Annotated in this window: 24 protein-coding genes; 7 read left to right on the top strand and 17 right to left on the bottom strand. The window is 67.8% G+C overall.

Annotated elements, in window-relative coordinates:
- Positions 1–59 precede the first annotated feature (59 nt).
- From ACV22V_RS16970 to flhD, 11 genes are all read right to left on the bottom strand, one after another.
- A complete protein-coding gene (locus ACV22V_RS16970; RefSeq protein WP_059533483.1) occupies positions 60–1,151 on the bottom strand; it encodes a protein-glutamate methylesterase/protein-glutamine glutaminase in 1,092 nt (363 codons plus the stop codon).
- On the bottom strand, positions 1,148–1,894 hold the full coding sequence (gene cheD, locus ACV22V_RS16965; protein ID WP_059699654.1) for a chemoreceptor glutamine deamidase CheD: 747 nt from the start codon (positions 1,892–1,894) through the stop codon (positions 1,148–1,150). Before cheD ends, ACV22V_RS16970 begins: the two co-directional genes overlap by 4 nt.
- A complete protein-coding gene (locus ACV22V_RS16960) occupies positions 1,891–2,874 on the bottom strand; it encodes a CheR family methyltransferase (RefSeq protein ID WP_059533487.1) in 984 nt (327 codons plus the stop codon). The genes cheD and ACV22V_RS16960 overlap by 4 nt, the downstream gene beginning before the upstream one ends.
- A gap of 3 nt (positions 2,875–2,877) precedes the next feature.
- Positions 2,878–4,824, bottom strand: coding sequence for a methyl-accepting chemotaxis protein (locus tag ACV22V_RS16955; RefSeq protein WP_448014751.1), 1,947 nt, complete (start codon positions 4,822–4,824; stop codon positions 2,878–2,880).
- A 37-nt stretch (positions 4,825–4,861) separates the two neighbouring features.
- The gene (gene cheW / locus ACV22V_RS16950) at positions 4,862–5,377 is read right to left on the bottom strand and encodes a chemotaxis protein CheW (RefSeq protein WP_031397017.1); all 516 of its coding nucleotides are present in this window, start codon (positions 5,375–5,377) and stop codon (positions 4,862–4,864) included.
- A gap of 48 nt (positions 5,378–5,425) precedes the next feature.
- Positions 5,426–7,657: a chemotaxis protein CheA gene (cheA, locus tag ACV22V_RS16945; RefSeq protein ID WP_448014749.1), complete on the bottom strand. Its 2,232-nt coding sequence runs from the start codon at positions 7,655–7,657 to the stop codon at positions 5,426–5,428.
- 33 nt (positions 7,658–7,690) lie between these two features.
- The gene (locus ACV22V_RS16940; RefSeq protein WP_059533493.1) at positions 7,691–8,068 is read right to left on the bottom strand and encodes a response regulator; all 378 of its coding nucleotides are present in this window, start codon (positions 8,066–8,068) and stop codon (positions 7,691–7,693) included.
- Between the two features lie 24 nt (positions 8,069–8,092).
- Positions 8,093–9,112 carry a flagellar motor protein MotB gene (gene motB, locus ACV22V_RS16935; RefSeq protein ID WP_059533495.1) on the bottom strand — a complete coding sequence of 340 codons (1,020 nt, stop codon included), beginning with the start codon at positions 9,110–9,112 and terminating at the stop codon, positions 8,093–8,095.
- Between the two features lie 13 nt (positions 9,113–9,125).
- Positions 9,126–9,986 carry a flagellar motor stator protein MotA gene (gene motA / locus ACV22V_RS16930; protein WP_059452624.1) on the bottom strand — a complete coding sequence of 287 codons (861 nt, stop codon included), beginning with the start codon at positions 9,984–9,986 and terminating at the stop codon, positions 9,126–9,128.
- Between the two features lie 179 nt (positions 9,987–10,165).
- Positions 10,166–10,720 carry a flagellar transcriptional regulator FlhC gene (gene flhC / locus ACV22V_RS16925; protein WP_059452623.1) on the bottom strand — a complete coding sequence of 185 codons (555 nt, stop codon included), beginning with the start codon at positions 10,718–10,720 and terminating at the stop codon, positions 10,166–10,168.
- A gap of 93 nt (positions 10,721–10,813) precedes the next feature.
- The gene (flhD, locus tag ACV22V_RS16920) at positions 10,814–11,134 is read right to left on the bottom strand and encodes a flagellar transcriptional regulator FlhD (RefSeq protein WP_014895554.1); all 321 of its coding nucleotides are present in this window, start codon (positions 11,132–11,134) and stop codon (positions 10,814–10,816) included.
- A 39-nt stretch (positions 11,135–11,173) separates the two neighbouring features.
- Between flhD and ACV22V_RS16915 the strand changes: the two genes are divergently transcribed.
- Together ACV22V_RS16915 and ACV22V_RS16910 are read left to right on the top strand one after the other, a co-directional pair.
- Positions 11,174–11,569, top strand: coding sequence for a hypothetical protein (locus ACV22V_RS16915; RefSeq protein WP_156437106.1), 396 nt, complete (start codon positions 11,174–11,176; stop codon positions 11,567–11,569).
- A 231-nt stretch (positions 11,570–11,800) separates the two neighbouring features.
- On the top strand, positions 11,801–12,865 hold the full coding sequence (locus ACV22V_RS16910; protein WP_059533497.1) for a glycosyltransferase family 4 protein: 1,065 nt from the start codon (positions 11,801–11,803) through the stop codon (positions 12,863–12,865).
- A gap of 110 nt (positions 12,866–12,975) precedes the next feature.
- Here the strand turns inward: ACV22V_RS16910 and ACV22V_RS16905 are convergent, their stop codons facing one another.
- Positions 12,976–13,272: an H-NS histone family protein gene (locus tag ACV22V_RS16905; protein ID WP_059533499.1), complete on the bottom strand. Its 297-nt coding sequence runs from the start codon at positions 13,270–13,272 to the stop codon at positions 12,976–12,978.
- A 297-nt stretch (positions 13,273–13,569) separates the two neighbouring features.
- Here ACV22V_RS16905 and aqpZ point away from each other — a divergent pair, with 297 nt between their 5' ends.
- Positions 13,570–14,310: an aquaporin Z gene (gene aqpZ / locus ACV22V_RS16900; RefSeq protein WP_059533501.1), complete on the top strand. Its 741-nt coding sequence runs from the start codon at positions 13,570–13,572 to the stop codon at positions 14,308–14,310.
- A gap of 105 nt (positions 14,311–14,415) precedes the next feature.
- Here the strand turns inward: aqpZ and ACV22V_RS16895 are convergent, their stop codons facing one another.
- Positions 14,416–15,249: a Cof-type HAD-IIB family hydrolase gene (locus ACV22V_RS16895; RefSeq protein WP_059699644.1), complete on the bottom strand. Its 834-nt coding sequence runs from the start codon at positions 15,247–15,249 to the stop codon at positions 14,416–14,418.
- A 153-nt stretch (positions 15,250–15,402) separates the two neighbouring features.
- Positions 15,403–16,284: a BadF/BadG/BcrA/BcrD ATPase family protein gene (locus ACV22V_RS16890; RefSeq protein ID WP_448014746.1), complete on the bottom strand. Its 882-nt coding sequence runs from the start codon at positions 16,282–16,284 to the stop codon at positions 15,403–15,405.
- A 141-nt stretch (positions 16,285–16,425) separates the two neighbouring features.
- Between ACV22V_RS16890 and ACV22V_RS16885 the strand changes: the two genes are divergently transcribed.
- Positions 16,426–17,031: a DNA-3-methyladenine glycosylase I gene (locus tag ACV22V_RS16885; protein WP_059533507.1), complete on the top strand. Its 606-nt coding sequence runs from the start codon at positions 16,426–16,428 to the stop codon at positions 17,029–17,031.
- Positions 17,032–17,363: 332 nt separating this feature from the next.
- On the opposite strand, the gene rpsU is transcribed toward ACV22V_RS16885, so the two are convergent.
- Positions 17,364–17,576: a 30S ribosomal protein S21 gene (rpsU, locus tag ACV22V_RS16880; RefSeq protein ID WP_006401410.1), complete on the bottom strand. Its 213-nt coding sequence runs from the start codon at positions 17,574–17,576 to the stop codon at positions 17,364–17,366.
- 547 nt (positions 17,577–18,123) lie between these two features.
- On the opposite strand from rpsU, the gene ACV22V_RS16875 reads away from it, so the two are divergent.
- The 3 genes from ACV22V_RS16875 (at position 18,124) to ACV22V_RS16865 (ending at position 20,900) form a co-directional block, all read left to right on the top strand.
- Positions 18,124–18,942 (top strand): flagellin domain-containing protein, encoded by an 819-nt coding sequence (locus tag ACV22V_RS16875; RefSeq protein WP_175907747.1) that lies wholly within the window; start codon positions 18,124–18,126, stop codon positions 18,940–18,942.
- Between the two features lie 184 nt (positions 18,943–19,126).
- Positions 19,127–20,560: a flagellar filament capping protein FliD gene (gene fliD / locus ACV22V_RS16870; protein ID WP_059533509.1), complete on the top strand. Its 1,434-nt coding sequence runs from the start codon at positions 19,127–19,129 to the stop codon at positions 20,558–20,560.
- Between the two features lie 40 nt (positions 20,561–20,600).
- The gene (locus tag ACV22V_RS16865) at positions 20,601–20,900 is read left to right on the top strand and encodes a flagellar protein FliT (protein WP_059533511.1); all 300 of its coding nucleotides are present in this window, start codon (positions 20,601–20,603) and stop codon (positions 20,898–20,900) included.
- Positions 20,901–21,068: 168 nt separating this feature from the next.
- Here ACV22V_RS16865 and ACV22V_RS16860 read toward each other — a convergent pair whose 3' ends face one another.
- Together ACV22V_RS16860 and ACV22V_RS16855 are read right to left on the bottom strand one after the other, a co-directional pair.
- Entirely contained in the window at positions 21,069–23,558 is a 2,490-nt protein-coding gene (locus ACV22V_RS16860) for a tetratricopeptide repeat protein (protein ID WP_448014744.1), read from the bottom strand.
- A 40-nt stretch (positions 23,559–23,598) separates the two neighbouring features.
- Positions 23,599–26,109, bottom strand: coding sequence for a tetratricopeptide repeat protein (locus ACV22V_RS16855; RefSeq protein ID WP_448014743.1), 2,511 nt, complete (start codon positions 26,107–26,109; stop codon positions 23,599–23,601).
- Positions 26,110–26,142: the final 33 nt, after the last annotated feature.

Genomic DNA, 26,142 nt, shown 5'->3' with positions numbered 1-26,142 from the left:
CTTTGCAGATTCGTTACCGTCGGGGCCCGCAGCATCGCACGCGCCCCCTGACATTTCATTCAGACGCGCTGCACGCGGTCGCCCATCGTCGCCAGTCGCGCCATCACGCGCCGGCTCATCTCCGAAAGCGGCGCGACCTCGTCCGCGCCGCCGAGCGCGATCGCCTCGCGCGGCATCCCGAACACGATGCAGCTCGCCTCGTCCTGCGCGAACGTGTGGGCGCCCGCGCGCTTCATGTCCAGCAGGCCGGCCGCGCCGTCGCGGCCCATCCCCGTGAGGATCACGCCGATCGCGTTCTTGCCCGCATGCTGCGCCGCCGAGCGGAACAGCACGTCGACCGACGGCCGGTGCCGGTTCACCGGCGGCTCGTCGGACAGCTGCGCGATGTAGTTCGCGCCGCTGCGCGCGAGCAGCAGGTGCGCATGGCCCGGCGCGATGTACGCATGGCCCGGCAGCACGCGCTCGCCGTGCTCGGCTTCCTTCACCGCGATCCGGCACAGGCCGTTCAGCCGCTGCGCGAAGGACTTCGTGAAGCCGGGCGGCATGTGCTGCGCGATCAGCACCGCCGGCGCGTCCGGCGGCAGCGGCGTCAGCACCTCGCGGATCGCCTCGGTGCCGCCCGTCGACGCGCCGATGATGATCAGCTTCTCGGTACTGACGAGCGGGTTGTTGACCATCGGCGCGGCCGGCTGGCCGCTCGCCGCGCGCGCGGCGGCCTGCGGCTGCGGCGTCTGGCGCACGCGCGCGCGCGATGCCGCGCGGATCTTGTCGGCGAGCTTTTCCGCGTAGTCGAGCATGCCGTCGCGAATCCCGACGCGGGGCTTCGTGACGAAATCCACCGCGCCGAGTTCGAGCGCGCGCAGCGTGATTTCGGAGCCGCGCTCGGTCAGCGACGACACCATCACGACCGGCATCGGCCGCAGGCGCATCAGCTTCTCGAGGAAGTCGAGCCCGTCCATGCGCGGCATTTCGACGTCCAGCGTCAGGACGTCCGGGTTGTGCTGCTTGATGAGCTCGCGCGCGACGAGCGGATCGGGCGCGGTCGCGCACACTTCCATGTCGGGCTGGCTGTTGATGATCTCCGTCATCAGGCTGCGGATCAGCGCCGAGTCGTCGACGCACAACACTTTGATCTTCTGCACTGCGGTCATGCCTCCTGCTTTCTCGAAAGGTTGGCCGCAAACGGGCTGCCGGCCTTCGTGTTCGTCGTCTGCGCGCCCGCGCCGCCGCGTGCGCCGAACAGCTCGATGCGCGGGCGTGCCGGCGGCGGCGCGGCCGGCCGCTTCGCCGCGAACAGCTCGACGTGCGCGCGCGGCCGCTCGGCGCGCACGCGGTCGGCCTCGCGCGCCAGCGCGGCTTCGCGCTCGGTCACCCCCGGCACCTGCAGCCGCAGCTTCTTCACCATCGCGCGGCCGGTGCGCGGCATGAACGCGACCTTGCGCGGGTGCACGCCCTGCAAGTCCTCCGCGGTGATGCGGATGCGTTCGAGCGCGAGGTAGCGGCGCACGAAATCCGCGTTGCGGTCGCCGATGTTGATGGTCGTCATCCCGGCCAGCACGGCTGCGCCGCCGAACACCTTCGCCTCGAGGCGCTCGCGGCGCCCGCCGGCCTTGATCAGTTCGTTGATCAGCACTTCCATCGCGTACGCGCCGTAGCGCATCGACTCCGACGCGGCCGCGCCGGCATCGGCGCCGTCGTCGGGCAGCATGAAGTGATTCATCCCGCCGATGCCCGCCAACGGGTCGTGCAGGCACGCGGCGACGCACGAGCCGAGCACGGTCATCAGCACCATGTCCTCGGACGTCGTGTAGAACTCGTTCGGCAGCAGCTTTACGCCGGGGCGTTCGAAGTGGTTGTCGAAGTAGCGATTGGTCGCGATCGGCAGGGCGCTCATCCGCGTTCTCCGTAAGCGGGCACGGCACCCGCGGCACGCGCATGGGCGCGCGGCGCCGCCGCGGCCGGCGCGGCGCCGTGCGGGCGCAGGCCCGGCGCGGCATCGCGCGTCAGTTCGTACACCGTCTGCCCGCGCAGCCGGAACGCCTGCGAGACGTACGTGAAATTCTCCGAATGCCCGGCGAACAGCAGGCCGCCCGGCTTCACGAGCGGCTCGAAGCGCGACAGCACCTGCCCCTGCGTCGGCTTGTCGAAATAGATCATCACGTTGCGACAGAAGATCGCGTCGAACGGCTTCGCGATCCCGTAGTCGGCATCGGTCAGGTTCAGCTGCTCGAAGCGGATCATCGCGCGCAGTTCCGGGCGCACCTTCACTCGGCCGGCCTGCGCGCCCGTGCCCTTCAGGAAGAAGCGCTTGAGCCGCTCCGGGCTCAGGTGCTTGACCTGGTCGTACGTGTAGATGCCGGCCTCGGCCTTCGCGAGCACCTGCGTGTCGAGATCGGTCGCGAGGATCGATGCGCCGCGCGCGGCCGATTCGCCGAGCGCCTCGATCAGCGTGATCGCGATCGAGTAAGGCTCCTCGCCGGTCGACGCCGCCGAGCACCACACCGACACGGGCGCCGCGCGACGCTTCACGAAGTCGGCGAGGATCGGGAAATGGTGCGACTCGCGAAAGAACGCGGTCAGGTTCGTCGTCAGCGCGTTGGTGAACGCTTCCCACTCGAGCGGATCGTCCTCCTGCTCGAGCAGGTCGAGGTAGTCGCGGAACGTGTCGAGGCCGCGTGCGCGCAGCCGGCGTGCGAGCCGGCTGTACGCCATGTCGCGCTTGTGCTCGGACAGCGAAATGCCCGCGCGTTGATGGATCAGCGCGCGGATGCGTGCGAAATCCGCGCCGGTAAACGCGAAGTCGCGCCCCGGCTCGCCCGCGCGGGGCGAGGCATCCGGTGCATCGGGTCGAAACGGTGCGCGCGCGGACGGCATGGCTTAGAAAGTCTCCCAGTCGTCGTCGGACGTGCCGGCCGCCGCCATCGCCGGCTTCTCGCCGTTCAGCGCGGGGCGTACCAGTGCGGGCTTCTCGGCGGACTTCGGCGCCGGTGCGGCGGCCGCCTTCGCGAGACGCGGGCCGTAGCCGCCCGCGGCCGGCGCTTCCTTCGATGCGCGTGCGGCAGCGGCGTCCGGCGCGCGCCGGGTTTCGTGGCTCGCGGCCGGTGCCGCGGCATGCGGCGCCGGTGCGGCGCGACGGGCCGGCTGCGCGGCAGCCTGCGGTGCCGGCAATGCGGCCGGCGACGCTTCGTGACGGTGCGCCGACGGCAACGCCGGCGCCGCTGCATGCGCGGCCGGGCGTGCAGCGTTGCGCGCCGGCGCGAGCGCGATGCCGCCCGCGACGCGCCACTCCGACACGACCGCCTTCATCTGGCGCGTCTGCTCCTCGAGCGACGCGGCCGCCGCCGCGGCCTGCTCGACGAGCGCCGCGTTCTGCTGCGTGACCGAATCCATCTGGCCGACCGCGCGATTGACCTGCTCGATGCCGGTCGACTGCTCGTCCGACGCGGCGCTGATCTCGCCCATGATGTCGGTCACGCGGCGCACGGCCTGCACGATCTCGTCCATCGTCGAGCCGGCGCGCGCGACGAGCGTCGACCCGCTTTCGACCTTCTCGGCCGAATCGCCGATCAGCTGCTTGATTTCCTTCGCGGCGCTCGCGCTGCGTTGCGCCAGCGAGCGCACTTCGCCCGCGACCACGGCGAAACCGCGGCCCTGCTCGCCCGCGCGCGCGGCTTCGACCGCCGCGTTCAGCGCGAGGATGTTGGTCTGGAACGCGATGCCTTCGATCGTGCCGATGATGTCGACGACCTTGCCCGAGCTCGCCGCGATGTCCTGCATCGTCGACACGACCTGGCCGACGACGTCGCCGCCCTGCGTCGCGATGTCGGACGCGTTCACCGCGAGCTGGCTCGCCTGCCGCGCGTTCTCCGCGTTCTGCCGCACGGTGCCGGTCAGCTGCTCCATGCTCGATGCGGTTTCCTGCAGCGACGCGGCCTGCTCCTCGGTGCGCTGCGACAGGTCGGTGTTGCCGGTCGAGATCTCGCGCGCGCCGACGTCGATCGACTCGGTGCCGCGATGCACGGCCTGCACCATCGTCGTCACGGCGTCCTGCATCCGCTTGATGCCGCCGAACAGACGGCCGATCTCGTTGCTGCTGGACACGTTCACCGGCTGCGTGAGGTCGCCGCCGGCGATGCGCTCGAAGTGCGCGATCGCGTCCTCGAGCGGCTTCACGATCAGCCCGCGCATGGCGAAGCGGATCGCGATCACGACGACGAACGCGATCGCGATGCCGGCCGCGATCAGCGCGACCATCAGCGAGATCTGCGACTGCGTCGCGGCCTGGCGCTCTTCAGCGCGCTTCTGCAGCGATGCGATCACGGCCGCCGCCGTCTGGTCGAACGCGACGAACATCGGGCTGATCTTCGCGTCGGCAATCGCGTGGTACGCCGCCATGTCGCCCGCGCGCGCCGCGGCAAATTCGGGCTCGACACCTTCCTTCACGATCGTCGTGTAGCGGGCGGTGAGCTCGTCGACGAGCGCCTGCTCGACACCGAGCTTCGGCGTCGACTGGAACGCCTGCCAGTTCTGGTTCGACTTCGTATACAGCTCCTGCGCACGGTCGAGCACCTTCGCCGCCTCGGCCGTATTGCCGGCTTCGGTCAGCGTACGGAAGCGATCGAGCGCAATGCGCGAGCGCAGCAGGTGCGCGGCCGTGTCGTCCAGCGTGTGAATCGCCGGCAGGTCGACGTGCGCGATCTCGTCGAGCGAACGGCTCGCGTGATTGAGCGCGTAGAGGCCGAGCCCGCCGACCGCGGCGGCCAGGCACACGAGGATGAGTCCGACCGCCGTGAGCGTCGTGCGGATCGACCAGTTATGCAACATTGCAGATTCTCCCGAAATTCCTGCGCGCGCGGCGCGCTTACCCGCCGAGCGTCTCGATCAGCGCCATTTCCCGGCTCGACATCAGCTTCTCGATGTCCATCAGGATCAGCATCCGGCCATCGACGGTGCCGAGGCCCGTCAGGTACTCGGTCGTCAGCGTCGCGCCGAACTCCGGCGCCGGCATGATCTGGTCGGTCTGCAGCGTCAGCACGTCCGACACGCCGTCGACCACCATCCCGACCACGCGGTTCGACACGTTCAGGATGATCACGACGGTCTGGTGGTCGTACTCGACGCGGCCGAGATGGAACTTGATCCGCATGTCGACGATCGGCACGATGATGCCGCGCAGGTTGATCACGCCCTTGATGAAGTCCGGCGCGTTGGCGATGCGCGTGACGCTGTCGTAGCCGCGGATTTCCTGCACCTTCAGGATGTCGATCCCGTATTCCTCGTCGCCGAGCGTGAAGACGAGGAACTCCTGGCCCGTCGCATCGCCCTGCTCCGCGTCGCGGCGGCTGGTTGCCGCGTTCGCCGCGGCCGGATTGATCATTTGGACTTCAGCAGACACGTTTGCCCCCAATCGGTTGAATGGCGAGAGTCAGAAGATGGCGAGCTCGGCGCCGGCTCGGGCGCCGTGCGTCGCACGGGTTTCACGGTTCAGCGCCGCGACGTCGACGATCAGTGCGACGCTGCCGTCGCCGAGGATGGTCGCCGCCGAGATGCCGTGCACCTTGCGGTAATTCGTTTCGAGGTTCTTCACGACCACCTGCTGCTGGCCGACCAGCTCGTCGATCAGCATCGCGAAGCGGCGCCCCTCGGTTTCCATGATCGTGACGATCCCCTGGGTCGGATCGGTGCGCGCGTCCTCGACCGAGAACACCTCGTGCAGCGCGACGAGCGGCAGGTATTCGCCGCGCACGCGCACCACGCGCTCGCCGTTGCCGACCGTGTAGATGTCGTCGTTCGACGGCTGCAGCGACTCCATCACGAAGTTCAGCGGCAGGATGAAGATCTCCGTGCCGACCTTCACCGACATCCCGTCGAGGATCGCGAGCGTGAGCGGCAGCACGATCCGCGTGGTCGTGCCGCGGCCGGCCTGCGAGCTGATCTCGACGTGGCCGCCCATCGACTGGATGTTGCGCTTCACGACGTCCATCCCGACGCCGCGGCCCGACACGTCGGTCACCGTCTCGGCGGTCGAGAAGCCCGGCGCGAAGATCAGTTGCCAGACTTCGTCGTCGCTGATGGTGTCGGGAATCTGCATGCCCTGCTTGGCGGCCTTCGCGAGAATCCGCTCGCGGTTCAGGCCGCCGCCGTCGTCGCTGACCTCGATCACGATGTTGCCGCCGTGATGCGCGGCCGACAGCACGAGCTGGCCGACCGCGTCCTTGCCGGCGGCGACGCGTTTGTCGACGGTCTCGATCCCGTGGTCGAGGCTGTTGCGCACGAGGTGGGTGAGCGGGTCGATGATCCGCTCGATCAGGCTCTTGTCGAGCTCGGTCGCCTGGCCGAACGTGACGAGCTCGACCTGCTTGCCGAGCTTGCCGGCCAGGTCGCGCACGAGGCGCGGGAAGCGGCTGAACACGTAGTCCATCGGCATCATGCGGATCGACATCACCGCTTCCTGCAGGTCGCGCGCGTTGCGTTCCAGTTGCGCCATCCCGTTGAAGAGGCGGTCGTGCAGCGCCGGATCGAACGCGCTCGCCGTTTCCGCGAGCATCGCCTGGGTGATCACGAGTTCGCCGACCAGGTTGATCAGCTGGTCGACCTTCTCGACGCCGACGCGGATCGAGCTGCCTTCGGCGCCCGATGCGGCGGCGGCCGGGCGCGGACGCTTGTCGTCGTGGTGGGCGGCGGCATGGGCAGCCGGCGCGGCGGCTTCGGCGTGCGGTTGCGGGGCCGCTTGCGGCGCCGGTTGCGCGGCGGCGCCCGGCTGCGCCGGCGCTTGCGATGCGGCGGCGGCCGGTGCGGCACCGGCGACTTGTGCGAATACCTCGACGCGCGCGGCCGGCTCCGGCGCGGCGGCCGGTTCGGGCGCGGCCGTCGCGGCGGCGGGCGCCGCCGGCGCGGCCGGCGCGGTCCCGCGCGCGATGCGGATCTGGCTGTCGTCGATCACGAAGCAGCACACGGCGACGATGTCGTCGGACGGCACGTCCGATTCGAGCCACAGCGTCAGGTCCGCGCCCGCTTCCTCGCGGCCGACGATCCGGCCGAGATTGCCGAGTTCCTCGGTGAGCAGCGCCTGGTCCTTCGCGTCGACGCCGACGAGCGTGATCTTCAGGTGCGGGCCGCCCGCGCCGGCGTCGTCCGCCGGATGCGCGGCCGCGACGGCCTGTTCGACCACGTGGTCAGGCGCGCGGTCGTCGGCGACGGGCGCCGGCGCGGCCGTCTCGGCCGGCACCGCAGGCGCGACGTCCGCGGCCGCGGGCGCACCCGCGCCGCTCTCGGCCTTCAGGCGTTCGAGCTTCGCGCAGATCGTCGCGGCAGCCGCCGCGTCCGGTTCCGCGCTGGCGCGATAGTCGACCAGCTGGTCGGACAGCACGTCCTTGGTCTCGAGGAACGCGTCGACCATTTCCTTGGTCAGCGTCAGCTCATGGTTGCGCGCGCGGTCGAGCAGCGACTCGAGGATGTGGGTCGTCTCGGTCAGCGCGGAAAAGCCGAAGGTCGCCGCGCCGCCCTTGATCGAATGCGCGGCGCGGAAGATCGCGGCCAGATCCTCGGGGTCGGGCGAGCCGACGTCGAGGTTCAGCAGCAGCTGCTCCATTTGCGCGAGCAACTCGTCCGCTTCGTCGAAAAAGGTCTGGTAGAACTGCGTGATGTCGAGAGTCATGCCCGGTCACCGGTTGAATTCGTCGCGTACATGTCAGGAGGCGGTCTGCTCGGAGAGCGTCGCGACCAGGTCGATCAGCACGGCCGGGTCGATCGGCTTTTCGATCCAGCCGGTCGCGCCCGCGTCGCGCGCGGCGTCCTTGAAGGCATCGCTGCCTTCGGTGGTCAGCACGAGGATCGGCGTATCCGCGTATGCCGTCAGCTTGCGCAGCGAGGCGATCACCTCGAGCCCGTTCTTGCGCGGCATGTTCTGGTCGGTCAGCACCAGGTCGTACGGCACGGTGGCCGCCATGTCGAAGCCGGCTTCGCCGTCCGGCGCCACCGTCACGTCGTAGCCGGCCTGCGCCAGCGTCGCCTGCAGCAGCGCGCGCATGGTCGCCGAGTCGTCGATGGCGAGAATGGTTCGGATCATGTCTGTCTCGAAATCTGGGAAACGTCAGGGTTTCGGCGCCACGGCGACGGCGCTCGCGAGCGCCGGTCGCGCGGCCGGCGCCGGGCCGTCGAGCTGCTGGGCCAGCAGCTTCGAGCCCGCCGCGTCGGCCGACAGCGTCGTGGTCGTCGCGTCGTCGCGCATCAGCGCGTCTTCGGATTTGCGATTCAGCACGATCACGCTGATCCGGCGGTTTTCCGGATCGAGCGGATCGGCCTTGTTCAGGTTCTGCGTCGAGGCGAGGCCGAGCACGCGCAGCACCTTCGCCTCGTCCATGCCGCCCGCGATCAGCTCGCGGCGCGACGCGTTCGCGCGGTCGGCCGACAGCTCCCAGTTGCTGTAGCCGCCCTCGCCGCCCGCGTACGGCACCGCGTCGGTGTGGCCCTGGACGATGATCCGGTTCGGCACGTCGTTCAGCGTCTTGCCGATCTCGCGCAGGATGTCGCGCATGTACGGCTCGACGTGGTCGCTCGACATCGCGAACATCGGCCGCTTCTGCGTATCGACGATCTCGATGCGCAGCCCCATCAGCGTCGAATCGATGCGGATCTGCTGCTTGAACTGGCGCAGCGTCGGGTTCGCCTCGATCGCCGCCATCAGCTTGATCTGCAGGTCGTGCAGGCGCGTCTGCTCGAGCCGGTCCTGCGCGCCCTGCGCCTGCGAGCGCGTCTTGTCGTCGCCGGCCTTCGCGACGCGGTCGGCGAGCGACGTCGTGCCGTCGGTGCGGCGCAGCGAGCCGGCGTCGAGGCTCGACAGGTCGCGGCCGCCGCCGTTGATGATGCTCGAGTCCTGCGAGCTGCGATCGCCGCTGCCGAACAGCGCGGCCTTCAGCGGCGTGTTGAAGTACTCGGCGATTCCCTTCAGCTGCACCGGCGTGACCGAGCTCAGCAGCCACATCAGCAGGAAGAACGCCATCATCGCGGTCATGAAGTCCGCATAGGCGAGCTTCCATGCGCCGCCGTGGTGGCCCTTCTTCTGCGGGGCCACCCGTTTCACGACGATCGCGCGATCCTTGTTCTTGCTCATCGAACGCTCCGCGTCACTTCGCCTTCACGCGGCGCACGTGCTCTTCGAGCTCGGTGAACGACGGCCGCTCGGTCGAGAACAGCACCTTGCGGCCGAACTCGACCGCGATCGCCGGCGCATAGCCGTTCAGGCTCGCGAGGATCGTCACCTTGATGCACTGGAACATCTTGGTCGACTCGGCCACGCGCTGCTCCGCGAGGCTCGCGAGCGGCCCGATCAGCCCGTACGACAGCAGGATCCCGAGGAACGTGCCGACCAGCGCCTGCGCGATCATCGCGCCGAGCACCGCGGGCGGCTTGTCGGCGGATGCCATCGTGTGAACGACGCCCATCACGGCCGCGACGATCCCGAACGCCGGCATCGCGTCGCCGACGCGCATCAGCGCGTGCGCCGGGCCCTCGCCTTCGGCGTGGTGCGTCTCGATCTCCTCGTCCATCAGGCTCTCGATCTCGAACGCGTTCATGTTGCCGCCCACCATCAGGCGCAGGTAATCGGTCAGGAATTCGACGATGTGGCGATCGGCGAGGATCTTCGGGTATTGCGTGAAGATCGGGCTCTTGTCCGGATCGTCGATGTCGGCCTCGAGCGTCAGCGTGCCTTCCTTGCGCGCCTTCGCGAGCAGCACGTACAGGAGCGCCATCAGCTCCATATAGACGTCCTTGGTGTACTTCGAGCCCTTGAAGAGCGTCGGCAGCACACGCAGCGTCCCCTTGATGGTCTTCATGCCGTTGCCGAGGATGAACGCGCCGACGCCCGCGCCCGCGATCATCAGGATCTCGACCGGCTGGATCAATGCGCCCAGATGCCCGCCTGCCAGCGCGTAACCGCCGAAGACGGACAACAGCGTCACGAGTGTTCCCACGATAATCAGCACTGCCTGTCCCTCACGAATGACCGGCGGGGAGACCGCCGTTAATCAGGTTTACGGCAGTCGGCAGGAAAACTTTCGCGGTCGTGCCGCGGCGGCGCGGCGGTGTTTACCAGCAAGCCCCGGCCGGTTCGCGCGGCGCGCGGCGGCCGTCCGGCGTCCGCTCGCGCCCCGCCCGAAGGCGCTCAGGCCGCGGCGGCGGACAGCTCGGCGCGCGCGGCGGCGGCCTTGCGGGTCTTGCCCGCGCGCGACGGCGGCTGGCAGAGGCCGCACACGAAACCTTGATGCGGATCATGCGCATGCGCGACGAAGTGGCCGCCGCAGCGCGTGCACGGGGTCATCTGCAGCATCCCCGAGTCGAAGAAGCGCACCAGCGTCCACGCGCGCGTGAGGCTCAGCGCGGCCTCGTCGCCGGACAGGTTCACGTGCTCCAGATAGAGCCGGTACGCCTTCACGATCGACTGGATCGGCTCGCAGCGGCCGTGATCCTGCATGAACCGGTAGATGTTGTAGAACAGCGACGAGTGGATGTTGGGCTGCCACGTCATGAACCAGTCGGTCGAGAACGGCAGCATCCCCTTCGGCGGCGACGCGCCCTTCAGCTCCTTGTACAGCTTGATCAGGCGATCGCGCGACAGGCTCGTTTCCGCCTCCAGCAGCTGCAGCCGGGCGCCCAGTTCGATCAGTTCGATGGCGAGGGTGATTTCCTTCACCTCGATCACGACGCTTTTGCTTGCCATGGTGAATAACCGTCCGCTTGACGTTGTTCGGATGAGTGGCCAAAGCGCCGCCGGCCGGCGCGGCGCGCCGGGACGAACGCAAGGCGGGAAGGATCAGCGGACGCTTTCGACCGGCTGGCCGGCCATCAGGATGGCCGAATGCGCGTGCGTGACGACGTCGCTGCGCCCCTTGTCGGCGAGCGACGACAGCAACGCATGATCGTCGAAGCGGAAGCGGCACAACATCTGGTTCGATGCGGCGAGCTTCACGGTCTGGGCGAGCGTGAGGTTCGCGAGCACGTCGGCCAGTTCCTGGGACACGCCCATGCGGAACATGCCCATCGCTTTGTCTTCCCGCAGCAGGCGCTGCGCGAGGAGGAGGTACGACAGGTTGACCTCTTTGATCTCACTGAGCATTTCGCTGGTGGCGCTCATGATTCCCCCGTTAAGAGCTTTGCTTTGGCCTTTCATGTTATGAAAACGTTTGCTCGATCAGGCCGCGCTGGGCGCACCGTCGGCACGTTTATAGTCTTACAGGGCGAATTTTGGCCAAACGGGATTTATGTCGGTATCAGCGAAGTGGCGTATGCCGCGCAGGATTTGTCTGTAAACCGTGTAGGAATTTTTCCGACAAAGCGAATTGAAAGGGAACAAACGGCGGGGCGAGTGACGCGCGAATTCGTCGACGATGCGGTACCGCATGGGACAAATCCGGCTGGAGGCCTTCCGACAAGGCTGCCGGAAAGTGAATCGGTAAAAATTATAGTGGTTTTTCACGATAGCGCAACAATTCTCGTTGCCATATCGCTTTATGTTTCCGCACCCTTTTTATCGGGGTTTTCGCGTATTTCATGGTGTAACAAGCCTTAAGTGTTTGAAAAAACACTCGAACCCCTGAAGGCGATATCGATAATGGACTCCAATGGGCGGCGGCGGGAGCCGTGCCGGCCCGCCCCGCAGCTTGCCGCCCGGCCTCCCGCGCACCGCGCCCCGGACCGGGCCACGTACCGCGAAGCGCGTGCGTCGGCGAGTTCCGCAACCCTGCATCGGACCAGCATGCGCATTCGAGCGCCCCGCGCTGGTCGACACCGGAGAACGCCCATGCGTATTGCCCAGATCGCGCCGCTTTACGAAGCTGTCCCGCCGAAACTCTATGGCGGCACCGAGCGTGTCGTGTCCTACCTCACCGAGGCGCTCGTCGAGCTTGGCCACGACGTGACGCTGTTCGCGAGCGGCGACTCCGTCACGTCCGCCCGTCTCGAGGCGGCATGGCCGCGCGCACTGCGGCTCGACCCGTCGATCCGCGACTCGATGGCGCCCCATATGCGCCTGATCGAACAGGTCGCCCGTGTCGCGCACGAATTCGACGTGCTGCACTTCCACCTCGACTACATGCCGTTCTCGCTGATGTCGCGCCTCGATACGCCTTACGTGACGACGCTGCACGGCCGCCTCGACCTGCCGGAGCTGCAGCCGGTGTTCGACGCCTTCCCGGACGCGCCGGTCGTGTCGATCTCGAACAACCAGCGCAAGCCGCTGCCGCAGGCCGCGTGGGCCGGCACCGTGTATCACGGGCTGCCCGACACGCTGCTCACGCCGCAACCGCACGTGAAGCCCGAATACCTCGCATTCCTCGGCCGGATCTGCCCCGAAAAGCGGGTCGACACCGCGATCCGGATCGCCGCGCAAAGCGGGTTGCCGCTGAAGATCGCCGCGAAGGTCGACAAGGCCGACGCCGATTACTTCAAGGAAGTGATCGAGCCGCTGCTCGGCGAGGCGCACGTCGAATTCATCGGCGAGATCAACGAGGCGCAGAAGCCGGCGTTCCTGTCGGGCGCGAAGGCGCTGCTGTTCCCGATCGACTGGCCGGAGCCGTTCGGCCTGGTGATGATCGAGGCGATGGCCTGCGGCACGCCGGTCGTCGCGTTCAACCGCGGCTCGGTGCCGGAAGTGATCGAGGACGGCGTGACCGGCTTCATCGTCGAGGACGTGCAGGGCGCCGTCGGCGCGCTGCACCGGATCGACAGCCTGTCGCGCGACGCGATCCGCGCACGTTTCGATACGCGCTTCAGCTCGAAAGCGATGGCGCGGCGTTATGTCGAAACTTACGAATCGCTTTGCACGGCGGCAAAACGGCCGGTCTTGCGTCAGGTCGCGGGCGCCTGACGCCGAAATTCGTCAGGAAATATCCGGTGAAATTCGCGCCGAAATCGGCGTGAAAATCCCGAAAACGCCAAAGAGCCGCATCGTCGATGCGGCTCTTTCTTTTTGCGCGGTCATTCGATCAGGAAACGATCGCGGTTTTTCCCGACGATCCAATTCGGCGGCTTGCCGCGCCCGCTCCAGGTTGCGCCCGACTTCGGGTCGCGGTATTTCGGGGGCAGCGGCGCCTTTTTCGGCGGACGGCCGCGCCGCGCGCGCTCCGCGAAGCCCAGGTCCTCGGCCGTCAGGCCATATTCGGCAATCATCCGCTGGACGTCGGCGATCACCGTCGCCACTTCCTGGCGACGCACATCGTCCGCCTGGGCCTGCAACTCGGCGATCTGCGCCTTGAGTTTCGCGTATTGAGACATTTTTCGACTCCCCTTTTCCATGATGCGGCTCCAGCGAGTCCGGCCGGAACGCCAACATCCGTTACGTCATCGTACTGCCGCCCTGCTCTTCGAATTTAATACTGTCATCTTTAACCGATTCGTCGATATCGAGAATGCGGACTTATTCTAATAAAAGCCATTCGCCCGCCATTCAAATTTAACAATCGTTGACCCTCGCGAAGCCGATTCATTTCCTATAATCCAGACCAATTCCGGGCGTCGGAATAAAACTCCGGTCGCCCGTTTGTCTTCAACCCACTTGAACGAGGTCCTTACATGAATCTTTCTCAGCGTCTGGCTGCAGAGGTATTCGGCACGTTCTGGCTGGTGCTCGGCGGGTGCGGAAGCGCCGTGCTGGCCGCCGCCTTTCCGGGCCTCGGCATCGGCTTTGCCGGCGTCGCACTCGCCTTCGGCCTGACTGTGCTGACGATGGCATTCGCGATCGGCCATATTTCGGGCTGCCACCTGAATCCGGCGGTGAGCGTCGGCCTGACGGTCGCCGGCCGCTTCCCGGCGCGCGATCTCGCGCCGTACATCGTTGCGCAGGTGGTCGGCGCCACGCTGGGCGCGTTCGTGCTGTACCTGATCGCGACCGGCAAGCCGGGCTTCGACGTCGTCGGCAGCGGCTTTGCGACGAACGGCTTCGGCGAGCGCTCGCCCGGCCATTACTCGCTCGGCGCGGCGTTCATCTGCGAAGTCGTGATGACGGCCTTCTTCCTGTTCGTGATTCTCGGCGCCACCGACAAGCGCGCGCCGGCCGGCTTCGCGCCGATCGCGATCGGCCTGTGCCTGACGTTGATTCACCTGATCTCCATCCCCGTCACCAACACGTCGGTGAACCCGGCCCGCTCGACCGGCCCGGCGCTGTTCGTGGGCGGCGAGGCGATCGGCCAGCTGTGGCTGTTCTGGGTCGCGCCGATCATCGGTGCGGCAATCGCGGGGATCGTCTATCCGCTCATCGCGGGGCGCGACGATGCCGTCGGCCTCCTGCCCGCATCCGCTCGCACCAACGAATAAAACGCTACGGGGTCACGCGAGCAGAGCAGCGAGCCTCACGCTGTCGAACAACATCGAGGCAGGTAATTTGGACGGGCGCCGCTGGCGCCCGTTTTTCATGGCCGCTCAGGAAGCGGCGACGCCGTCGAGGGTGTCCTCGAGCGCGAACAGCGTGCGCAGGTGGCGGGCGACGCCCGCGTCGAAGTTGTTGCCGATCCGCGGGATGTGCGGCAGGTGCGCGATCAGGTCGGGGTTCGCGTTGTTCATCATGAACGCGTGACCGGCCGTTTCGAGCAGGTCGATGTCGTTCATGTTGTCGCCGAACGCGATGCAGTGGCCGGCGTCGACGCCGAGCCGCGCGAGCACCGCGCGCAGCGCGCGGCCCTTCGACACGTTGGCGGTCATCACTTCGAGACAGTCGGGCAGCGAATACGTGACGTACAGCGCATCGCCGAACCGCACGCGCATCTGCTCGGCGACCACCGCCAGATCGGCCGGCTCGCCGATATACAGCACCTTCGCGATATCGGCGCCGTCGTGCGCGGACATGTCGATCACGTCGTACCGGAATCCCGAATCCTGGTGGAATTCGAGCAGGTGCGGCGCGTCGCGGTCGATCAGCCAGCCGCGGTCGGTGAACAGGTTGACGATCACGCGCCCGTGCGCGCCGGTCACGCCCGGCTGCACGAGGCCGCGGACGATCGCGGGATCGATGTCCTGCGCGTGGATCGCCGTGTCGTCCGGCGCATGCACGCGCGCGCCGTTCGACGTGATCAGGTACGGCCGGATGCCCAGCACGTCGCGGATGCCGGCGACGTCCGCATAGTGGCGCCCCGTCGCGATCACGAACTGCAGGCCGTCGCGGTCGAGCCGGCGGACGGTCTCGATCGTGTACGGATCGAGCTGGTGGTCGCTGTTCAGCAGGGTGCCGTCGAGATCGGTGGCGATGACTTTGTACATGGGGACGGGTGAATGGCGCGCAGGACGCTGCGGAACCGCCATTTTAACGTCGTGCCCGGGGGGCCGCCGGGCGGTTGGGGAACGGGCCGGTTTCGGGCCGTTCGGCCTGCCCGGCCGGCTCACCACTCACCGCACGCTGCCCATTCGAACCGCTCACCCCGCTTCGGCTGCCCTCAATGCCTGCAACGCAAGCCGCAACGCGCCGTGCGCGGAATCGTCGAGCGGCGCGCGCAGCCGGGCCACGTGGCGCGCCGGCACGGCCGGCGCCAGCGCGTCGGCCAGCCCGCCGCACAGCGCGACCGGCAGCGCCTGCCGCGGATCAAGCGCGTCGATCATCTTGCCGATCTCTTCGCCGGCCTGCGCGATCAGCGCCGCCGCACAAGGATGGTCGCGGTGCGCGAACACGATCGGCGCGAGGCGCGCGTAGATCGTCTGGTTCGCATCGCACGACCACTGGACGAGTGCGCCTCGATCGTGCACGCCCGTTTCCGCGAGCAGCGCGCCGGCGAACGCGTCGCGCGGCACGCGGCCGTCGAGCGCCTGCTGCGCGTATGCAAGCGCGCGCATGCCGAGCCACGCACCGCTCGCCTCGTCGCCGGACGGAAAACCGAAGCCGCCCGCGATGCGGCAGTCGCCCGCCGCGTCGAGCGCCGCCGCGATGCTGCCCGTGCCGAGTGCGACGATGAGCCCCGGCGCGCCGCCGTGCGCGCCGACGACGGTCGTATACGCGTCGCTCTCGATCGCGAGCGCGTCGAGCGGCGCCTGCGCACGGAACGCGGCGAGCCACGCGGCGTTGTTGACGCCCGCGAGCCCGCAACCGAGCGCGCATTGCGACCAGTCGAACGCGAGCCCGGCCCGCGTGAAGGCGTCGGCGCAGGCCGCGCCGATCGATGCCCACGCGCGCTCGATGCCAAGGCCGAGCCCCGACGGGCCGCCGCGCCCCTGTGCGAGCTCGCGCCCGTGCCGGTCGGCCAGTACCGCACGGGTGCCGGTGCCGCCGCCGTCGATGCCGATCGCAAAAAGTAGTGCCGTCATGCGTTGATCCTGCTGATTCGAACAGGCGCCAAGCTTAACCGGATCGGCGCCGCGCGCCCATCTGCCGTTCGGCCAGCTATGCCGCGAATGAGCCTTCCGCTATGCTGGCACGATCGAATCGACTCTGGAACGAGGCTGACGATGTCGCAGCGGTGCAACTGGGTAAGGACGGAAGCGGATGCTCACTATCACGATACCGAGTGGGGCGTGCCGTCGCATGACGATCGCCATCTGTTCGAAATGCTGATTCTGGAAGGCGCGCAGGCGGGGCTGTCGTGGTCGACGATCCTGAACAAGCGCGCCGGCTATCGCGAGGCGTTCGCCGAGTTCGATGTCGACGCGGTCGCGCGCTTCACGCCGAAGCGCATCGAGAAGCTGCTCGAAAATCCGGGCATCGTGCGCAATCGCGCGAAGGTGGAATCCGCGGTGACCAATGCGCGGGCCGTGCAGCGCATTCGCGACGACCACGGGTCGCTCGCGCAATTCCTGTGGTCGTTCGTCGACCATACGCCGGTGCAGAACGCGTGGCAGTCGTATCGCGACGCGCCCGCATCGACCGCCGAGTCCGATGCGCTCAGCAAGGCGCTGAAGGAATACGGCTGCAAGTTCGTCGGCTCGACGATCTGCTACGCGCTGATGCAGGCAACCGGGATGGTCAACGACCACGAAACCGGCTGCCCGTGTCACGCCAAATGCGCGGCGCTCGGCGGCAAGCAGCAGCCGGCGCGGCGCCGCAAGGCAGGCTGACGGCGACGCAGCCCCGCCCGGCGGGCCGGGTCGGTGCATCGATACGTCATCGCGTCGTGCGCGGCTCGCACGCACGCGCTGCGTTTCTTCAAACAGATGCCGATCGCGTCACGCCGACGACGCCGAGCGTCGCGATGACCACTTCGGAACGCCCCCCGCGGCGGCCCGAGACCGCCCGGCAATCCGTCGAACCCGCCGCGTCGCCGCCAGGCGGCCACCCCGCCAAGGCTTGAATCCCGAGATCGAAGCCCTTTTCCGGCCCGAAAAGCAAAACGGCGGAGCGGCTTCTTTCGAAGCACGCTCCGCCGTTTTGCGGCGAACCGTAGATGCTCTTAGTGGAGCTTCTTCGGCAGCATCTGGCTGCGCAGGCGCTTGTGCAGGCGCTTGACGGCTGCTGCCTTCTTGCGCTTGCGGACTGCGGTCGGCTTTTCGTAGGACTGGCGTTCGCGCAGTTCAGCGATCAGGCCATTTTTTTCGATAGCACGGCGAAAGCGGCGAATCGCCACTTCGAACGGCTCGTTTTCTTTCAGAAGAATCGTCGTCATGTCGTTCCTAAATTGCTTAAACGGTCAAAAACGTAGCGGCCAAGCGCCACGCACCGGCCATCCGGGCGTCCCCACAACAGGCGAAACGAGCGGAAATACGGCCTCGGAGGCCGGAAAAGAGAGGCACAAAGCACCGCGAGTACGCTTCACAAGCCGCGTGCAGCGCCGCGTTTGACTGCCAGCAAGAGTGCCGGGACGGCACAGGCTTGACAGAAAATCTCAATTCAGCCCGCCATCATATCAGGAAATCACAGACAAAACTATCCTTTTGTCGATCCCGGTTCGCCGCCCCGCGCGGCGCGGCCGCATAAACCGTCTAACGAGACCGTCGCGCAACCCCGCCGAAATCGCTGCCAGCCATACCAGGCGCGGACTTCGCGGCAGCGGCATGCTTCCGTCCCGATTTTCCTCACACATCCCTCTAAAGTTTTCGCCGGGTGCCGCCGTCAACCAGGAAAGGCGGGCAGCGCCACTCGCGATAAAGCGCAACGCCGAAAACGAACCTGATCCTGTCTGTACTCAGGCATTTTCCAAAACGAGGAAGCAAATGCTGAACATCAACACCAACATCCTTTCGCTGTCGACGCAGACGAACCTGTCGGGCTCGCAAAACGCGCTGTCGCAAGCGATCAACCGCCTGTCGTCGGGCAAGCGCGTGAACAGCGCAGCAGACGACGCAGCGGGCCTCGCAATCGCGACGACCCAGACGGCCGCGATCAACGCGCTGAACCAGGGCGTGTCGAACGCGAACAACGGCATCTCGATGGTCCAGACGACCGCCGGCGCGCTCCAGTCGATCGTCGACAACCTGCAACGTATCCGCCAGCTGGCAGTTGAAGCAGGCGACGGCTCGCTCGACTCCAACGCACGTGCAAACCTGCAGTCGGAAGTCTCGACCCGTCTGACGGAAATCTCGCGCGTCGCAACGCAAACGACGTTCAACGGTCAATCCGTCCTGCAAGGCCTGGGCACGGTCAGCTTCCAGATCGGCGCAATCAACGGTCAGACGATCGCAGCGAACTTCGGCGCGCAGAGCTGGGACTCGGCAAACCTCGGCCTCTCCGCGCTGACGGTTTCGAGCGTCACGGATTCGCAAGCCGCGATGGGCTCGATCGACGCAGTGCTGACGAAGGTCAACACGTTCCAGGCAACGCTCGGCGCAACGCAGAACACGTTCCAGTCGGCCATCACGAACACGCAGACGCAATCGACCAACATGTCGGCAGCCCGTTCGCAGATCACCGACGCGGACTTCGCGACGGAAACGGCGAACCTGAGCAAGGCGCAAGTGCTGCAGCAAGCAGGTATCTCGGTGCTGGCACAAGCGAACTCGCTGCCGCAGCAAGTCCTGAAGCTCCTGGGTTAATACCCCACGACCGGCGGCGCGCGTCTCGCGACGCGCCGTCCGCCGGCACGGGCGCCGCGACCTGGGTCCGGCGCCCGCGCCTTTTCATCGCGCACCCGGGAGGCTCACCTCCCGTTGCGCGCTTGTTCGACACCGACGCGCGATTCGCCCGAACCTGTCCGGCGATGCGGACCGGAGCACCCGAATGACCTCGACGACCACCACCACCACGTCCTCCAGCGACCTGAACACCGCGCTCCAGCAGGCTGCGCAGTCCCTCATCAGCGGCTCGACGAAGTCGTCGCTCGACGTCAATTCGCTCGTCTCCGCGCTCGTCACCGCGAAGACCGCCGCGCAAACGACCGCACTCGCGAACAAGCAAACGTCCGACAACACCGAACTGTCCGCGATCGGGCAGATCAAGTCGCAGCTCGCGGCACTGCAAACGGCGCTGAAGGGCCTCACCGACGGCACGGCGCTGTCGGCACTGACCGCGACGGCCAGCGGCTCCGGCCTCACCGCCACCACCGCGAGCGGCGCGGCGGCCGGCACGTACGCGGTGAAAGTCAACGCGGTCGCGACCGCCAACTCGATTTCTTCGCCGGCGCTCACGTCGTCCGACACGATCGGCAGCGGCACGCTGACCGTCGGCGTCGGCACCGGCTCGATGCAGCTGTCGGTCTCGTCGACCGATACGCTCGCGACGATCGCCGCGAACATCAACAAGGCCTCGAACAACCCGGGCGTGACGGCCACCGTGATCAACGCGTCCGACGGCCAGCACCTGGTGCTCTCGTCGAACAACACCGGGGCGGCGAACACGGTGTCGATCACCGCGGGCGCCGGCCTGAACAGCAAGCTCGACTCGACGCAGTCGACCTACAACACGGTGACGCCTGCCGCGGACGCCAACATCACGATCGCCGGCAGCACCGTGACGAGCGCGACGAACCAGATCTCCAACGCGCTGACCGGCGTCACGCTGAACCTGACGGCCGCCGCGGTCAACACGACGCAGACGCTCACGATCGCGCAGGACACGACCGGCATCACGACGGCGATCAACAATTTCGCGAAGGCGTACTCGACCTTCGTCACGACGGCATCGAGCCTGTCGTCGTACACGACCACGTCGTCGGGCTCGACGGCCGGCCCGCTGCTCGGCGACGCGATGCTGAACTCGATCACGAACGGCCTCGCGACCGCGCTCAGCGGCGGCGTCACGTCGGGCGGCAAGACCTACAGCCTGTCGTCGATCGGCATCAACCTGAACACCGACGGCACGCTGACGGTCGACAGCACGAAGCTGCAGACCGCACTCACGACCAACGGCTCGGCCGTCTCGGCGATCTTCAACTCGACGAACGGTGTCGGGGTCGCGCTGAACAACTTCGCGAATTCGTACTCGCAGACGGGCGGCCTGATCGACCAGCGCACGGCCTCGCTGAACAAGGACCTGTCGAATCTGCAGGACCAGGCGACGCAGCTGAAGAACTACCAGGCCTCGCTCACGGCGCAGTACAACGCGCAGTTCACCGCGCTCAACACGCTGATGACGAAGATGCAGAACAACCAGCAGTACCTGACGCAGCTGTTCGGCGGTGCGAGCAGCGCCGGCACGCTCGCCACCAACAAGTGACGGACCGGCACCCGGCCGCCGCCCACGAGGACTACTCGCCATGGAACACACTTCGCTGACACGCGCGCTGGCGCTCACGCACGCGCTCGCGGACGCCGTCTCGCACGACGCATGGGAGCGCGCCGCCGCGCTCGTGGACGAACGCGCGACGCTGCTGATGTCGCTCGACGCGGACCAGACGCCGGATGCGCTCGCGATCGTCCGCGAGATCCAGCGCCTCGACGCGATCATCACCGAACAGGCGAAGGCCGGCCGCGAACGGCTGATGACGAATCATCGGCTGGCGCTGCAGCGCATCGACGCGGCATCGCGTTATCAGTCGACCGGGATGCTCGGCTGAACCGCACCGACGTGTAACGAACGAGAACAACAACGACGCCCGCGAGGGCGCACTCCTCGAAGAGCCGCAGCGATGCGGCTTCTTTCACTCCTCGAAGAGCCGCAGCGATGCGGCTTCTTTTTTTGGGGGATGTCCGCATGCGGCGCAGCGCCTGACCGGCCGCGGCCGTTACCGCGCCGGCGCGTCGTCCGGGGCGCCGGCGAGCCACGCGCCCCACATGCCGTGGAACGCGTCCTCGAGGTGGCGGGCGAACCGCTTCGCGTCGCCGAGCGGCGAACGCTGCATCTGCTGACGCAACCCGGCACGCATCGCCGCGAGCTCGCCGCGATCGCGGGAGAACGCGACGGCCTTCGCGATGTAGTCCGCTTCGTCGCTCGCGATCCAGTCGCCGAGGCCGGCCGCATGCAGCAGGCTCTCGCAGATATGCGTGACGAACCGCTCGCCCTTCATCCCGAGCACCGGCACGCCCATCCACAGCGACTCGGCCGTGGTCGTGCCGCCCGGGTACGGGAACGGGCTCAGCATCACGTCCGCGCGGTTGTACGCAGCGAAGTACGCGTCGCGCGACGAGCCCTGCTCGAGGATCAGGCGGTCGGCGTCGATGCCGTGCGCCGCGAAGCGCGCGCGCGTCGCATCGCAGATGTCCTCGACCGCGAGTTCATACGCCTTGAGCAGCAGCTTCGCGCCCGGCACGGTGTGCAGCAGGCGCGACCAGACGCGCACCACGTCGTCGGTCACCTTCACGAGCTTGCCGAAGCAACCGAACGTGATGTGCCCGTTGCGCAGCATCGGCAGCGGGCCGACCTGCACGTCGTACGGCGGCGGCGTGAAGCACAGGTAGCTGTCCGGCAGCCGCCACGGCCGCTCGACGAAGTGCGCTTCCTCGGCGGCCGGCAGCACGTGCGCATCGCCGAGGAAATAGTCCATCTCCGCGATGCCGGTCGACGCGAAAAAGCCGAGCCAGCTCACCTGGATCGGCGCCGGCTTCCACGCAAAGGCAGGCAGCCGGTTGTGCGCCGTATGCCCGGCCAGATCGACGAGCACGTCGATCCGCTCGTCGTGGATGCGTCGGGCCGTCTGCTCCGTCCCGAGATCCGTGATGCGATGCCAGCCGTCGAAATGCGGCTTCAGCCGCGCGGTGTAGTCGTCCTCGGTGTCGAACGTCGTGAACGCGACCAGTTCGAGCCGCGACCGATCGAGATGCGCGACCACGCTTTCGAGAAAGATGCCGACCGGGTGCCGCCGGAAATCGCCCGACACGAAGCCGACACGCAACCTGCGCCCGTTCAGCGGCGCCGGCCGGTGCCGCCACGGCTGCGCGTGCATCGACATGCGCGAGCCGAACACGCGCGCATCCGCCAGGTACGCTTCGGGGTCGAAGCTGGTCTGGCCCGCGAGGCAGAACAGCAGCGACGTGTAGGTGCCCGGATTGTCGGGATCGCACTCCAGCGCGCGGCGATAGCACCGGATCGCCGCGTCGACGTCGCCGGTCTTGCGCAGCACGTCCGCGAGATGCGCATGCCGGCGCGCGGTGCCGGGTTCGAGTGCGACGGCGGCCTGCGCGCTTTCCAGCGCCTCATGGACGCGCCGCGCCTGGCACAGCGCGATCGACAGGTTCTGGTGAATGTCCGCCGAATCCGGATCGAATTCGAGCGCATGGCGGTACTGCACGATCGCGTCGTCGACGCGGTCCAGCCAGTAATACGCGTGGGCCAGGTTCACGTAGCCTTCCGCGCGGCGCGGATCCAGCTCGATGGCCCGCTTGCCGGCCTCGACGGACTCCTCGATCCGGTTCTGGCTCTTCAGCGCCCGGCTCAGGTTGAGGTGTGCGTCGACGTCGCCGCCGGACAGCTCGACAACCCGTTCGAAATGCTCGATCGCTTCGTCGTTCCGGCCCGCTTCACGCAGCGCGCTGCCGAGACAGTTGTGGACCTGCGGATCCAGCGGATCGAGTTCGACCGCCCGACGCAGCGTCGCGATGGATTCGTCGAGGTCGCCGCGTGCGAGCAGCGCGGTGCCGAGATTGCCGTGCACGATCGCCCGGCCCGGGTTCAGCGCGACGGCCGCGCGATAGCTGTCCACCGCCGCGTCGAATTTGCGCTGCGTCGTCAGCACGTTGCCGAGATTGTTGTACGCGTCCGCGTAGCGCGGGTCGTGCTCGATCGCCTTGCCGTATGCGAGCACCGCCGCATCCGCTTGCCCCAGATCCTTCAGCGCGTTGCCCAGGTTGTTGTACGCCTGCGCATAGTCCGGCCGCAGCGCGATCGCCTGCGCGCAGTGCTGCATCGACGCATCCGGCTGTCGCGCCTCGCGCAACGCGTCGCCCAGGTTGTTGTGCGCTTCCGCGTAGTCCGGCTGTCGCTGCACCGCTTCGCGGTACTGAGCGATCGCATCGTCGAGCCGGCCTCGCTCGCGCAGCGCGTTGCCCAGATTGTTGTGATAGATCGCGCTCGGATACGCGTCGATCGAGCGGCGCATCAGCGCGATTCCCTCTTCCGGCTGCCCTGCCTGACAGGTCAGCAGCCCGAGGAAATGCAGCGCGTCCGGATGCGCCGGCTCGCGCGCGAGCAGCTGCTCGTAGCCCGCCTTCGCGTCGCCGAGCCGGCCCGCCTGGTGATGCGCCAGTGCGGCGCCGAGAATGTCCGTGGTCTGTTGCATGTCGTCGTTTCGTCGTTCGCGCGCCGCCCTGCCGGGCGGCTCAATTCCGTTCGTCGCCCGCTGCGGCCCGCTCGTCGGCGCCGGCGTTCGTCCTGTCCATCCACATCCCGTGAAACGCCTCCTCGAGATGTTTCGCGAAGCGCGGCGCGTCGCACAGCGGCGACGCGAGCAGCCGCGCGCGCAATGCCTGCCGCAGCGCCCCGAGCCGCTGCGGATCGGCCGCGGCGGCCACGGCCTTCGCAACGTAGTCGTCTTCGTCCTGTGCGATCCAGTCACCGAGGCCGACCGTCTGCAGCACGCTCTCGCAGATGTGCGTGACGAACCGCCCTCCCTTCATCCCGAGCACCGGCACGCCCATCCACAGCGACTCGGCCGTCGTCGTGCCGCCCGGGTACGGAAACGGACTCAGCATCATGTCGACGCGGTGATAGGCCGTCAGGTAATCGGCGCGCGGCGAGCGGCCTTCCATTACCAGCCGGCTCGCGTCGATCCCGTGGCGGGCGAACCGCTCGACCGTCCGGCGCACCGCATGCGCGCCGTCGAGCTCGCCCGCCTTCAGGAACAGCCGCGCGCCCGGCACCGCGGCAAGCACCCGCGACCACACGCGCACGACCGCATCGTTCATCTTCCCGAGCTTGCCGAAATAGCCGAACGTCGTCACACCGTTCTCGCGTTGCGGCAACGGACCGACGTCGAGCGCCGGATGCGGCGGCGTGAAGCACAGATAGCTGTCGGGCAGCCGCCACGGCCGCTCGACGAAATGCGCTTCCTCGTCGGCCGGCAGCACGTGCCGGTCGCCCAGCACGTAGTCGATCGCGCGCAGCCCCGTCGACGCGAAGAAGCCGATCCACGTGACCTGCACCGGCGCGGGCTTCCATGCGAACACGCCGAGCCGGTTTAGCGCCGTGTGGCCCGACAGGTCGACGAGGACGTCGATGCCATCCGCACGGATCCGCTGCGCCGCCTGTTCGTCCGACAGGTCGAGAAGCGGATGCCACGCATCGAAATACGGTTTCAGGCGCGCGGTCGTGTCGTCTTCCGCCGCCGACGTCGGATAGGCGATCAACTCGAGCCGGCGTCGATCGAGATGCGCCAGCACGCCTTCGAGGAAAATGCCGACCGGATGCGTCGCCAGGTCGCCCGACACCCAGCCGATGCGCAGTCGTCCGCCCGACGGGCGCGAGCCGGTGTCGGCATGCGCCAGCGGCCGTGCATCGGCTTCGACGTGTTCGCCGAAATGCCGCGCGGCACGGCGCGTCTCTTCCTGGTCGATCGACGGATGCGTGGCGAGCGCGAAGATCAGCCGGTCGTGCAGGACCGGATTCGTCACGTCGAGCTCGACCGCGCGGCGGTAATGCGCGAGTTCGCCATCCACATCGCCGAGCATGCCGAGCACGTCGCCGAGCGTCATGTGCGCGGGCGCCGCGCGATCGTTCAATGCGAGCGCCGCGCGCGCATGATGCAGCGCGTCGTCGGCGCGGTTCTGCTTCAGCAGCACCATCGCGCAGCGATGATGCGCGTCGACGTCGTTCGCATCGAGTTCGGTCGCGGCCCGGTAGCACATGACGGACGCGTCGTATTTGCCCAGATCGTGATACATGTCGCCGAGCATGCGATAGGCGGGACCGTGATCGGGCGCCAACTCGAGCGCACGCGTCATGCACTCGGCCGCACGCGCCGTCTGCCGCCGGCGGTACAGCACCTCGGCCAGGCCCGCGTGCGCGTCGGCGCGCAACGGCGACAGTTCCGCGGCGCGCTCGAAATGCTCGATCGCCGCGTCGGCCTGCCCTGCGTCGCGCAACGCGGTACCGAGATCGACACGCGCCTGCGCGTCGGCAGGCGCCAGTTCGACGAGACGGCGCAAGGTCGCGATCGCCTCGTCGCGGTCGCCGCGCGCAAGCAGCGCCGCGCCGAGATTGCGGTGCGCGATCGGGCTGGCCGGGGCCAACGCGACGGCCGCGCGGTAGCTGTCCACCGCCGCGTCGAATTTGCGCTGCGTCGTCAGCACGTTGCCGAGGTTGTTGTACGCATCGGCATAGCGCGGGTCATGCTCGATCGCCTTCCCGTATGCGAGCACCGCCGCATCCGCTTGGCCGAGGTCCTTCAGCGCGTTGCCCAGGTTGTTGTACGCCTGCGCATAGTCCGGCCGCAGCGCGATCGCCTGCGCGCAGTGCTGCATCGACGCATCCGGCTGCCGCGCCTCGCGCAACGCGTCGCCCAGGTTGTTGTGCGCTTCCGCGTAGTCCGGCTGCCGCTGTACCGCTTCGCGGTACTGAGCGATCGCATCGTCGAGCCGGCCACGCTCGCGCAGCGCGTTGCCCAGATTGTTGTGATAGATCGCGCTCGGATACGCGTCGATCGAGCGGCGCATCAGCGCGATTCCTTCCTCCGGCTGCCCTGCCTGACAGGTCAGCAGCCCGAGAAAATGCAGCGCGTCCGGATGCGCGGGCTCGCGCGCGAGCAGCTGCTCGTAGCCCGCCTTCGCGTCGCCCAGCCGGCCCGCCTGGTGATGCGCCAGTGCGGCGCCGAGAATGTCCGTGGTCTGTTGCATGTCGTCGTTGCGTCGTTGCGTCGTTCGCGCGCG

The organism is Burkholderia sp. AW33-5 (assembly GCF_053427615.1).
The sequence above is the reverse complement of the archived record's forward strand: the minus strand, read 5'-3'. Positions and strand labels throughout refer to the sequence as shown.

Coding starts and splice junctions, on each gene's coding strand:
- ACV22V_RS16895 (WP_059699644.1), bottom strand. CDS start 15,249: ATGTACAAAGTCATCGCCACCGATCTCGACGGCACCCTGCTGAACAGC.
- ACV22V_RS16955 (WP_448014751.1), bottom strand. CDS start 4,824: ATGTTGCATAACTGGTCGATCCGCACGACGCTCACGGCGGTCGGACTC.
- ACV22V_RS16865 (WP_059533511.1), top strand. CDS start 20,601: ATGGAACACACTTCGCTGACACGCGCGCTGGCGCTCACGCACGCGCTC.
- motB (WP_059533495.1), bottom strand. CDS start 9,112: ATGAGCAAGAACAAGGATCGCGCGATCGTCGTGAAACGGGTGGCCCCG.
- fliD (WP_059533509.1), top strand. CDS start 19,127: ATGACCTCGACGACCACCACCACCACGTCCTCCAGCGACCTGAACACC.
- ACV22V_RS16960 (WP_059533487.1), bottom strand. CDS start 2,874: ATGCCGTCCGCGCGCGCACCGTTTCGACCCGATGCACCGGATGCCTCG.
- flhD (WP_014895554.1), bottom strand. CDS start 11,134: ATGAGCGCCACCAGCGAAATGCTCAGTGAGATCAAAGAGGTCAACCTG.
- ACV22V_RS16970 (WP_059533483.1), bottom strand. CDS start 1,151: ATGACCGCAGTGCAGAAGATCAAAGTGTTGTGCGTCGACGACTCGGCG.
- ACV22V_RS16905 (WP_059533499.1), bottom strand. CDS start 13,272: ATGTCTCAATACGCGAAACTCAAGGCGCAGATCGCCGAGTTGCAGGCC.
- ACV22V_RS16915 (WP_156437106.1), top strand. CDS start 11,174: ATGAAAACGTTTGCTCGATCAGGCCGCGCTGGGCGCACCGTCGGCACG.
- aqpZ (WP_059533501.1), top strand. CDS start 13,570: ATGAATCTTTCTCAGCGTCTGGCTGCAGAGGTATTCGGCACGTTCTGG.
- cheW (WP_031397017.1), bottom strand. CDS start 5,377: ATGATCAATCCGGCCGCGGCGAACGCGGCAACCAGCCGCCGCGACGCG.
- ACV22V_RS16910 (WP_059533497.1), top strand. CDS start 11,801: ATGCGTATTGCCCAGATCGCGCCGCTTTACGAAGCTGTCCCGCCGAAA.
- ACV22V_RS16885 (WP_059533507.1), top strand. CDS start 16,426: ATGTCGCAGCGGTGCAACTGGGTAAGGACGGAAGCGGATGCTCACTAT.
- ACV22V_RS16890 (WP_448014746.1), bottom strand. CDS start 16,284: ATGACGGCACTACTTTTTGCGATCGGCATCGACGGCGGCGGCACCGGC.
- flhC (WP_059452623.1), bottom strand. CDS start 10,720: ATGGCAAGCAAAAGCGTCGTGATCGAGGTGAAGGAAATCACCCTCGCC.
- ACV22V_RS16860 (WP_448014744.1), bottom strand. CDS start 23,558: ATGCAACAGACCACGGACATTCTCGGCGCCGCACTGGCGCATCACCAG.
- cheD (WP_059699654.1), bottom strand. CDS start 1,894: ATGAGCGCCCTGCCGATCGCGACCAATCGCTACTTCGACAACCACTTC.
- ACV22V_RS16855 (WP_448014743.1), bottom strand. CDS start 26,109: ATGCAACAGACCACGGACATTCTCGGCGCCGCACTGGCGCATCACCAG.
- cheA (WP_448014749.1), bottom strand. CDS start 7,657: ATGACTCTCGACATCACGCAGTTCTACCAGACCTTTTTCGACGAAGCG.
- ACV22V_RS16875 (WP_175907747.1), top strand. CDS start 18,124: ATGCTGAACATCAACACCAACATCCTTTCGCTGTCGACGCAGACGAAC.
- ACV22V_RS16940 (WP_059533493.1), bottom strand. CDS start 8,068: ATGATCCGAACCATTCTCGCCATCGACGACTCGGCGACCATGCGCGCG.
- rpsU (WP_006401410.1), bottom strand. CDS start 17,576: ATGACGACGATTCTTCTGAAAGAAAACGAGCCGTTCGAAGTGGCGATT.